Consider the following 10121-nt stretch of genomic DNA (forward strand, 5'->3'; position numbering starts at 1 on the left):
CGGTTTCCGCCGCAAGGGCGAGCCCGCGCCGTACGCGGCCACGGACGCCCGTACGGTCCCGCACACGGCGGGCGGCGAGGTCGTCGCTGACTCGCCCGCCAGGGACCGGGGTGACCGCCTGCGGGGCGGACCGCACCGGGCCAACCGGCCCACCCCGTGCGGGGTCGACACGGCCCCGCACGGTCAGTGCCGCACCGCGGCCTTGCGCCGCGTGATCCACAGCGTGCCGCCGATCCCGGCGAGCAGAACGGTGCCGCCGAGGGTGCCCAGGGCGACGGCGGAGTCGGCGGGGCCCGTCTTGGGCAGTTCGCCACCGCCGGAGGCGGACTGGCTGCCGCCGCTCGCCGCGCCGCCGCTCGCCGCGTCGCCACCACCGGAGGCCGCGCCGCCGGACGCGTCGCCGCCGCCCGAACCACCGTCGGAACCGCCGTCGGAGCCGCCACCCGAGGCGGTCACGTCCAGGGTGAGCGAGGGCTTGGGGTTGTTCTTGGGCTCGCAGGTGGTGGTGGTGCCCAGCGCCTTGATGGTGAGGGTCCCGGCGGTGAAGGTGACCTTGCCGCTCTTCTTGGGCGTGTAAGTGCCGGAGAGGTCCGGGATCTTGATGGGCGAGTTGGCGGGGATGGCCTTGTCGTTGGGCGGGCCCTTCACCGAGACGTCTCCGGTCTCGGCACCACCCAGCTTGATCTTGGCGCTGGGGTTCATCGCCCCCTTGCCGAGCTCGACGGGGCTGGAGGAGACGCCCTTCTCGAAGGACATGGTGAGCTTGTAACCGCTCCCGCTCTTGGTCGACTTGATGTCGATGGGCGAGACAGCGCCCTTGTTGCCGATGGGCGTCTTGCACTGGTAGTCGACGTCCACGGTGGTGGCGCTCGCGGCCGGGGCGCTCAGCAGTACGGCTGATCCGGCTACGAGGGTGGCCACGGCCGCGGCGGCGGCTGTTCGGGCGGGGCGTTGCTTGCTGTGGGACACGGGGGTTCCCCCTTCATCCGGACTCGCAAGTTACTGACGACACATCAGATTTGGCGCCGACAGTAACCCCGCCCCCTTGACGATGGAAGAGCGTCGGCAAGGGCGGGGCGAAAAGCGAGCCGGCACGCGGCGACCGCGGCAACCGCAGCTGCCGGCGGCCCCGGAGAGGGGCGGTCGCCCAAGTGAGTGCCCGAACGAGGAAGCCGCCGACCAGGGTGAGCCCGGCGAGCAGCCTCAGCGGGCCGTTGGCGTCTCGTCACCGGCCAGACCGGTGACGAGACGTTGTCGCGGTTGGACGGCCTGCGACCGCGGAGCTGAGGTGTCGCGCCGGCCAACGCCGCTTCGCCGGCGGGCGGATCACCGCGCCGGCGCGGTTCCCGGCCCAGTGGGAGGGTCAGACAGTGCCGCGGGACCAGACCCGGGCCCTCGTCGATGCCCTGGCCGGCCTCTCCCTCACCCGGCGAAACCGTCACGCCGGCGACCACCGGCTATGAGCCGCGGCCGACAGGGCGGACGTTGCCTGATGCGGCACCGGAACGGAAGGCCGTGGCCACCGGCCCTTCTCGCGTGAGAGCGCGGGCGGCTCGCCCGAGGGGGCAACGGGTCAGTTGGGAGCTGCCAGCTCCGCCCACACCGTCTTGCCCGGCCCCTCCGGATTGCGCACCACGCCCCAGTCGAGGCACAGCCGCTGGACGATGAACATGCCGTGCCCGCCGGGACGCCCCGCGCGGTGCGGGGTCCGCGGCGAGGGGGACCCGCTGCCGAGGTCGACGATCTCCAGCCGCAGCACCTTCGCGGTGGCACCGATCCGCAGCTCCTCGGGGCCGCTGGCGTGCAGGCAGGCGTTGGTGACCAGCTCGGAGACCACCAGCAGGACGTCCTCGGCGGCGGCGCGCTGGTCGGCGGTGGCGGCGGGCAGCCACCCCCAGTCCTGGAGTGCCTGGCGGGTGAAGTCCCGCGCCCTGGGTACGGCGCCGCTGGCGCCGACGAGCCGCAGTCTGCGCACCTGCCGCATCGGCCGCCCTGCCTGGCGTGTGGCCCCTGCGGCGGCCGAGCCCGCACTCTCCGCAGCGGTCTCCATGGCGCCACTCCCCCCTTCGGGTTCGGGTGCGGACGTGGAAGCAGCCGCGGAATCGGTGATTCCGGATGTCGGCCCACGCCCAGTATCCGTTCCGGCCCGCACCTGCGCGTCGGCGCCCCCCGCCTGACCGGGCCCCGGCCGAGCGGAGTCCGACCAGGAAGAGCCCGGCAGTGCGGCGCCCCTCCCCCCGGAGTCCGGCCCCGCCGGATCCGGCTCCGCGCTCCCGGCCGCGCGGCATCCGCGGGCCGCGGTCGCCGGTGGGCCCTCGGGCTCCGGACCGCGGTCGCCCGCCGGTTGCGGCCGGGTGGTGCTCATCAGTGGTTCACCTCACCGATCACCGGTTTCCGATTCGCCGTACCACACACCACACACCGCACACGGCGGGCCGACGCGCTGTACACGAATGTCTGACAGATTCCAGGAACTCCTGCCCGGCCGCACCGCGAGAACACTTACGGATTCGGCCGGACCTGTGTGATGCGTGTAACGCGGTGGTCACGCGTCGGGCTGCTGTGACGCCCCCGAGGGCCGCCGCAGGGCCGAGGCGAGGTCGTCGTGCACGGTGAAGACCGCGCTGGCTCCCGTGATCTCGAACACCCGCGCCACCACGGGAAGCATCCCCGCCAAGTGCACGGCGCCGCCCTCGGCCTCCGCCTTCAGCCGGGCTCCGAGCAGCACGTTCAACCCGGTCGAGTCACAGAACTCCAGCCGGGAGCAGTCCACGACCAGGCGGCTGTACCCCTCGTCGACACTGCGCTCCAGCGGCTCGCGCAAGAGCTCCGCGGTGTGGTGATCGAGCTCACCCTCCGGGGTCACCACGGCACTGCCTTCCTCGTGCCGTAGGTCGACCGTCAGCCGGCCCTGGCTCGTGCTGCCAGGCATCCCGCGGTCCATGCACACCCCTTCTGATCGCGTGAGGGCCTTCACTGCTTCCCCCGTCAAGCGGTTCGAACCCTACGCCTTCGACCGCTCTACCGGTACCCGAACATTAGACAGAACACACCAAAACCAGACACAACGAACTTGCTCTGGCTGTGGGGAAACAGGTAGGTCTAGTAGGGATACCGAACCAACGTCGGCCCTGGAGGCGCCGCACCCCGTAGTGCACGTCACGGCTTCGGCAGCCATATGCCGAGAAAACCATGGAGGACAGCCATGTCACCCCGGCTCGACAACGGGATATCCGACCCCGCTGATATGCAGGTCGCGACAGCTCCCGCCGTTCCGGAGCAGTACAGCCCGGACCGGCTGCCGGATACCCACCCCCTGCCCACCGACGCCCTCACAGGCGACCAGGCGAGCCCGGAGGCGATCGCCGAGGCGGTCGAAGCCGACCTCTTCGAGCAGTTCCAGCTCCCTGAGATCCCACCCTATGACGAGGTCGGTCCGCTGGACGCGCGGGCCCTGTCCAAGACGCTCTTCCGGCGTCTGGAAACCCTCGAAGAGGGCACCCACGAATACGCGTACGTACGCAACACGCTGGTCGAACTCAACCTCGCGCTGGTGAAGTTCGCCGCCTCCAGGTTCCGCTCCCGCAGCGAGCCCATGGAGGACATCGTCCAGGTCGGCACCATCGGCCTCATCAAGGCGATCGACCGCTTCGAGCTCGACCGCGGCGTGGAGTTCCCCACCTTCGCCATGCCGACCATCGTCGGCGAGATCAAACGCTTCTTCCGCGACACGTCCTGGTCGGTACGCGTACCCCGCCGCCTCCAGGAGCTCCGGCTCGACCTGGCCAAGGCGGGCGACGAACTCGCCCAGAAACTGGACCGGGCACCGACGGTCGAGGAGCTGGCCAAGCGGCTCAACATCTCCACCGAGGACGTCGTCGAGGGCATGGCGGCGAGCAACGCCTACACCGCCAGCTCGCTGGACGCGCAGCCCGAGGAGGACGACACCGAGGGCGCTCTGGCCGACCGCATCGGCTACGAGGACCACGGCCTCGAAGGCATCGAGTACGTCGAGTCGCTCAAGCCCCTGATCGCCGAGCTCCCGGCGCGCGACCGCAAGATCCTCTCGCTGCGGTTCGTGGCGAACATGACCCAGTCGGAGATCGGTGAGGAGCTCGGCATCTCGCAGATGCACGTCTCCCGTCTCCTCTCCCGCACCCTGGGCAAGCTCCGCAAGGGGCTGATGATCGAGGAGTGACGCGGGGCGCCCCACGCGGTGACGCGTGTGCGGCTCACTCCGTGTGCCGAGGGCCCGGCCGGACGGTGACCACACCAGTCCGGCCGGGCCCTCGGCCGTGCCGGACGACGGCGTGCCGGGCCCCCGCCGTAGAGGTCACTCCCTGCGCAGCGCACTGTCCAGGATGCGTTCGAGCGTCGTCAGGTCCGCCTGCGAGAGGCCGCGCAGAGCGGGGGGCGGCGTGTCGGAGACCCGCGCCATCACGGCCGCTGCCCGTGCCCCCTGCTCGGTGACCTCGACCAGCTTGGACCGCCGGTCGGCCGGATTCGGCTCCCGCGTGACGTGACCGCGCTGCACCAGGTACTCCACCGTGAGCGTGGTGTGCGGCGCGTCCGCGAACAGGCCCGCCGCCAGCGCGCTCAACGTCAGCGGACCCTCGGTGGCGATGTGGCGGAGCGCCTTGGCCCGGAAGTAGCTCATGCCCAACTCCTCGGTCACCCGCGTACGCACATCGGCCACTTCGAGCACGAGAGTGCGCAGGTCACGCCAGACCCGCACAGCGTCCGGCCCGGCGCCAAGCCCGGGCGCCTGGCCGGACGGCGGGCCAACCACCGGAGCCGCCACCGGCTCAGGCGACGGATCGGCCACCGGAGCGACCGCTGGGGCGGGTGGCGGGGCGCTGTGGTTGCGGGAGTCGCCGGAGGGTGCTGTGTTCATTGCGCTGTGCCCTTTCCGCCTGTTCGGGCCGAATGGGGTGCGGGGCGGGAGGCGGGTGCGGGCGGGGCGTCCGCCGGCTCCTCCAGCAGGTGGGCCGCGCGCCGTGCCGTCCCGCGGGCCCAGCGGCCCGTGGTCGCCGCGCCGAGGACGAAGACCGCCACGCCGCAGCCCGTGATGATCCACCAGGCGGTGCGCTGCGCGTCCTGGAACCCGGCCGCGTCACGCAGCCCGCCGCCCGCCGTCGCACCGGCCATCACGGCACCGATCACGGCCACGCCCAGGGAGGAGCCGACCTGGCGGCTCGTCGAGGCGACCGCCGCCGCCACCCCCGCCTGGGCCCGCGGCATACCGGAGACGGCGGCGTTGGTGATGGGCGCGTTGACCAGCCCGAAGCCCACGCCGAAGAGGACGAAGCCGGTGAAGAGCACCCCGAGTGGCAGGTCGGCGGAGGCCGTCCGGGCAAGCAGCACGCCGCAGGCCACCAAGCCCGCCCCCGCCGCGAGCAGCGGCAACCTGGGCCCCCGGTTGCCGACCATGCGGCCGGAGAGCGGCGCGAACAGGAGCGTCATGACGGCCATGGGCAGCATGCACAGGCCGGCGTGCAGCGCGCTCATACCGCGTACTTCCTGCAAGTACAGGGAGGTCAGGAACAAGAAGCCGCCCAGCGCGGCGAACGCGCACACCGCGGTGGCCGTGGCACCGGCGAACGGGACGCTGCGGAAGAAGCGCGGATCGATCAGGGGCTCGCTGCGGCGCGCCTCGTACAGCGGCAGCGCCACCAGGGCGAGGAGGGCGACGACGGCGCAGCCCGACACCAGCGGCGAGAGCAGCCCCCGGTGCGGACTCTCGATGATGCCGAAGGTGAGGGCTGCCAGCAGCACGACCATGAGCGCCTGTCCGCCGGGGTCCGCCCTGCGGGCCCGCGGGGCGCGGGACTCGGGGATGTACCGCGTCGTCAGCACCATGGCGGCCAGCCCCACCGGCACGTTGACCCAGAAGATCGCCTGCCATCCGCTCGCCTGGACGAGCAGTCCGCCCAGCAGGGGGCCCGCCGCCATGCTGATGCCGACGACGCCGCCCCACACGCCTATCGCGCGGGCGCGTTCGCGCGGCTCCGTGAAGGTGTTGGTGATGATCGACATGGCGACGGGGTTGAGCATCGAACCGCCCACCGCCTGGAGCGCTCTGGCCGCCACCAGCCATCCGAGCCCCGGCGCGAGGCTGCACAGCAGGGAGCCCAGGACGAACAGCGCGAGCCCCCAGCGGAAGACCCGGCGGCGGCCGAGTCTGTCCGCCGTCGAACCGGCGAGCATCAGCAGGCCCGCGAGCACGAGTGTGTAGGCGTCCACCACCCACTGGAGCCCGGAGACGGACGCGTGCAGATCCGCTCTGATGTCGGGGAGCGCCACGTTGAGCGCTGTCGTGTCGACACTGACGATCAGCAGCGACATGCAGCAGATCGCCAGGACGAGGTACCGGCGGCGCGTGAGGGCTCCGGCGCCCGTGCCCATGTCCGTACCCCCGCCCCTGTCCATGCCCGTGTCTGTGCCCGTGCCCGTGCCCGTCAAGTGGCCCCCCGCATTGCTTGTACGGCTACAACGATTTCGACTCTACAACCAGTCGCCGACAACGCCTCCCGGATCCGGGGCGGGGCGGGAGCGGAGGGCAGAGCCAGAGGCCAGGGGTCGGCGGGCCGGGAGCGCGGCCTACTCCCCCGGGACGACGCCGGGACCACCTCAACCCCTGGTTCCACACGCAAGGTGAAACCAGGACGGGATGTGCCGCGGCCTGCGGTTTCCTACCGTCGGTGGGACAGCGAGGACGGCTCGGACCGACCGGGGGACGACACGTGCACACCTGCCAGAAGGACCACACGGTGACCAGCGGCGCGGGGGAAGCGGCGGCCTATCGCCGTGCGCTCTTCGTCCAAATCCAGAGCTTCGTCTGGCAGCACCTGGGCGACCCGGGTCTGTGCCCCGACGCCATCGCCGCGGCTCACCACATCTCCACCCGCAGCCTGCACCGGCTCTTCCAGAGCCGGGGCTGCACCGTCAGCGCGTGGGTACGCCGCCAGCGTCTGGGGCGCGCACGCCGCGATCTGGCGGACCCGCGACTGGCCGGGCGCACCATCCAGTCGATAGCCGCCACCTGGGGGTTTCCCCGCCCTGCGGACTTCACCCGGGCGTTCCGCGCGGCCTACGGCGTTCCCCCGCAGGACTTCCGTGCCGGTGCGCTGCGGGGCTCCTGGGCCGGGCGGCCGGGCAATCCCGCCGCACCGGAGCGGCAACCGGTGCCCTCCGGCGGGTGCGGGACCGGCGACGCAGGTCACCCGAACGGGCAGCCCCAGGGTGAGAGGGTCCGGCGCGCGCTCGCGTAAGGCGGAGGAAGAAGTTCCTGCGGCTGGCGACGCCTCCCTGGCGGCAACAGGGGGCGACCGTCTCTAGTTGGGTGGGGCCGGCGGGGTGCTGCCGCCGGTGGTGCGGCCTGCCGCCTCGGCCGCGTCGTCGACCTTGTTGTCGAACCTGTCGTCGTCCTGGCCCGCTGTGGAGTCCGCCCAGTCGGTGAGCATCTGCAGTTTGCGCTGGAAGGCCGCGTTGGGATCCTTGCCGCCCTCCTGCTGGGCCTCCTGGTGGAGTTGCTGGAAGGATTTGAGGGTGCCGTCGGGGTTGAGGGCTGCCTTCGGCGGAGGGGGCTGCACCGGGTAGCCCGAGTCGTAGAGGTACTGCGTCATCCGGAAGCGCTGCATCCGGTCGTAGTTCGCGTACTCCTGTGTGACCGCCTTCTCGTGCGGACTGTCGCCCTGCTGCCAGGGGTCCAGCCCCCACTTGCCGAAGGCGAACTGCGCGCCCTTCCAGATGTACTCGCCGGTCTTCGAGGCGAACGGCACCTCCCCCAGACCGAGCGAGATCAAGTCCTTGAGCACGCCGCGGACGGAGGCTTCCTGCTTGTCCATGTCCTTCCCGGCCGTGACCTGCGCCCGGTACTCGGACGCGGCCAGTTTGCCGAAGGCGCGGGAGACGCGGGTCATCCGGCCGGGGTCGGGCAGGCCGGCGTTGACCGCGTCCGCGTCGTGCTGCGCCGCCGCCCTGATCGCCTGATCGCTGAACGCACCCGCCGCGCGGTCGAAGACCTCGGTCGCCGGGTCGCTGCCGGCGAACGTCGACAAGAACGCGTCGACGTCCTGCGGGCTCAGATAGAACGACGGCGTGAGCCCCGGCAGGTCCGTCCAGTTGGCCGGTCTGCCCATGCCGGACTGCCGGTAGGGCGCGTCGTCGTCCCGGGCCCCGCTGGTCAGCTCGTGGAGGTAGGAAGCGCCCAGGTTCGCCATGGAGACCTTCATCGACCAGGGGACGTCCTTGCCCTTGCTGCCCAGGTGCGTCATGGCGGTGAAAGCGAACCGCGACGCCTCCAGGCTGTGACGGCCCGGCTCCTCGGCCCCCACCCCCGAGCCCGCCTCGACGGCCCTGCCCAGCCCCGCAGCGACCTGGTCGCCGGTGCCGTAGCCCTTGGCGTAGTCGAGGAAGAGGTCGTAGGTCTTCTTGATGTCGCCGTGCTGCATGCCGTTCAGCACCTGCCGTGCCGCGGCGCCGTCCTTGCCGAGCAGGTTGAGCGCGAGAGCCAGGTTGTCCTCCGGGAGTCCGTACTTGGCTGCGTCGAAGCCGTTGCCGCCGCGCCAGTCCGTACCCCCCGGGTCCTTGTCGAACTGGTCCAGCGCGAGGTTCTTCGCTGCCGTCTTGAGGTATGCGGTGGGGAAGTGCCCGTACTGCATCAGTGCGAGGCGGCCCCAGGCGTCCGAAGGGTGCTCCGACGGGCGGAGCATCACCTGGTTGACCTTGTCGAAGCCGGGTGTGGCCAGGAACGTGGCGCTGGTCGCCGTGGCGAGGGCGTGGCTGAAGATCTTGAGGTCTCCGCCCGCGGTGGTGCTGCCCGACTGGGTCATGAACGTCGGCAGTGTGGACAGCCAGTTGGGGTTCACGGAGGCGTAGAAGGCCGCCATGAGTTCGGGGTCGTCCTGGTAGCGCGCCAGTTCACCGGCGATCCGGTGGATTTCCTGTGCGCCCCCCTCGTCGGTGCGGTTGACGCCGTTCATCCGGTCGGCCAGCTCCCTTCCGAGGCGTTGCGCCTCTTGGAGGGAGCGGAAGTCGTCCGGGATCTGCACCATCTTGCGGCCCGGTTCCGGGTGGTTGCGCTCGTAGGCGGCCGCCAGGTCGAACCGGCGTTTGAGGGTGGGAAGCTGCCCCTCCACCCAGGCGCCGACGCCCGCCAGGCGGGTCAGGCCGCCGGTGTCCACGCCGTGCTCGGCGAACCGGCTGTTCCAGCCGTTCGCGCTCTTGAGGATGTGCGCGGCGTCGCCCAGTGAGTCGATCATGCCCTTGAGCCTCGCCGGGTCGATCCCGCTGAACGTGCCCGATCCCGGACCGCCTCCTGGCGGCGGAGTACCCATCGTCGTCTCCCCCTCACACGACTCACTCGGTACGGCTCACGCACCACGCTCTGCTCGATACGGTCTGTCCGGGGCCGGCCCGGTCACTGCGTACGACGGTAGGCCTGGGCCTGGGTGAGCGTCACCTGTTCCGGGGTGCTCCGCAGCACCGCGTCGACCGCTTCGACGATCTCGTCGGCCAGCCGGTGCACTTCGCGCTTGCGCCCGCCGACCTCGGAGGCGAACGTCTTCGCTGTCGGGCCCTCCCAGACCCCGCCGCCGCCCATGTCCTGTGCCGCCCGGTCCAGGGCGGTGGCGATGTGATCATGCTGGGAGGCCACGCTACGGCGCAGCTCCGCCAAGTCCGCGTGCAGCGGGCTGTCCACCATCTTCTTGCCGGCGTCGTCGTGTTCGCCCATCGCCCTCGCCCCCGTCCCCTGTTCCGCCTCGCGCGACGCGCGGCGCGCGTCGTGCGTACCCGTCACCTCGACGGTGTCCTCGGCACCCGCCCCCCAGTGGCCTGTCCGGCCACCGGCGCTCCCGGCCACCGGCCACCGGTCCTTCCGATCCTAAGCCGGTCGGCTCGCCACCTGGCCGGGACGGCACCTCGACCTCGCAATCAAGCCACCAGGTGAGGACGGCCCCTAGGAGTTGTCTTCAAATGTCACGCCCACATCAGGAGCGAGGCGAGGGTGACGGCTGCTTGGTAGGACTCGGCGGTCTTGTCGTAGCGGGTCGCGATGCCACGCCACTGCTTGAGTCGGTTGAAGCACCGTTCCACGACGTTGCGCCGCTTGTAGAGCT

At 71.4% G+C, this 10121-nt stretch carries 10 protein-coding genes; 2 read left to right on the top strand and 8 right to left on the bottom strand.

Annotated elements, in window-relative coordinates:
• Positions 1-183 precede the first annotated feature (183 nt).
• The 3 genes from DTL70_RS30990 to DTL70_RS31000 all read right to left on the bottom strand — a co-directional run bounded on the left by DTL70_RS30990 (position 184) and on the right by DTL70_RS31000 (position 2944).
• Positions 184-969: an LPXTG cell wall anchor domain-containing protein gene (locus DTL70_RS30990; protein ID WP_114025335.1), complete on the bottom strand. Its 786-nt coding sequence runs from the start codon at positions 967-969 to the stop codon at positions 184-186.
• Between the two features lie 604 nt (positions 970-1573).
• Positions 1574-2050: an ATP-binding protein gene (locus DTL70_RS30995; RefSeq protein ID WP_114025336.1), complete on the bottom strand. Its 477-nt coding sequence runs from the start codon at positions 2048-2050 to the stop codon at positions 1574-1576.
• A gap of 495 nt (positions 2051-2545) precedes the next feature.
• Complete coding sequence (locus tag DTL70_RS31000; RefSeq protein ID WP_114025337.1) at positions 2546-2944, bottom strand: STAS domain-containing protein; 399 nt, start codon at positions 2942-2944, stop codon at positions 2546-2548.
• 261 nt (positions 2945-3205) lie between these two features.
• On the opposite strand from DTL70_RS31000, the gene DTL70_RS31005 reads away from it, so the two are divergent.
• Positions 3206-4198 (top strand): RNA polymerase sigma factor SigF, encoded by a 993-nt coding sequence (locus DTL70_RS31005; RefSeq protein ID WP_114025338.1) that lies wholly within the window; start codon positions 3206-3208, stop codon positions 4196-4198.
• A gap of 135 nt (positions 4199-4333) precedes the next feature.
• Here DTL70_RS31005 and DTL70_RS34655 read toward each other — a convergent pair whose 3' ends face one another.
• Both DTL70_RS34655 and DTL70_RS31015 read right to left on the bottom strand, forming a co-directional pair.
• The gene (locus DTL70_RS34655; RefSeq protein ID WP_245980148.1) at positions 4334-4657 is read right to left on the bottom strand and encodes a MarR family winged helix-turn-helix transcriptional regulator; all 324 of its coding nucleotides are present in this window, start codon (positions 4655-4657) and stop codon (positions 4334-4336) included.
• Positions 4658-4890: 233 nt separating this feature from the next.
• On the bottom strand, positions 4891-6429 hold the full coding sequence (locus DTL70_RS31015; RefSeq protein ID WP_245980151.1) for an MFS transporter: 1539 nt from the start codon (positions 6427-6429) through the stop codon (positions 4891-4893).
• A gap of 314 nt (positions 6430-6743) precedes the next feature.
• On the opposite strand from DTL70_RS31015, the gene DTL70_RS35240 reads away from it, so the two are divergent.
• A complete protein-coding gene (locus tag DTL70_RS35240; protein ID WP_245980154.1) occupies positions 6744-7271 on the top strand; it encodes a helix-turn-helix domain-containing protein in 528 nt (175 codons plus the stop codon).
• 63 nt (positions 7272-7334) lie between these two features.
• On the opposite strand, the gene DTL70_RS31025 is transcribed toward DTL70_RS35240, so the two are convergent.
• The 3 genes from DTL70_RS31025 to DTL70_RS31035 all read right to left on the bottom strand — a co-directional run.
• Positions 7335-9338, bottom strand: coding sequence for a hypothetical protein (locus DTL70_RS31025; RefSeq protein WP_114025342.1), 2004 nt, complete (start codon positions 9336-9338; stop codon positions 7335-7337).
• Between the two features lie 83 nt (positions 9339-9421).
• On the bottom strand, positions 9422-9865 hold the full coding sequence (locus DTL70_RS31030) for a hypothetical protein (protein WP_114025343.1): 444 nt from the start codon (positions 9863-9865) through the stop codon (positions 9422-9424).
• A gap of 116 nt (positions 9866-9981) precedes the next feature.
• A partial coding sequence (locus tag DTL70_RS31035) for a transposase (protein WP_147266794.1) occupies positions 9982-10121 on the bottom strand: 140 nt, incomplete at its 5' end.

Source organism: Streptomyces diacarni (genome assembly GCF_003323715.1).
Lineage (GTDB): Bacteria > Actinomycetota > Actinomycetes > Streptomycetales > Streptomycetaceae > Streptomyces > Streptomyces diacarni.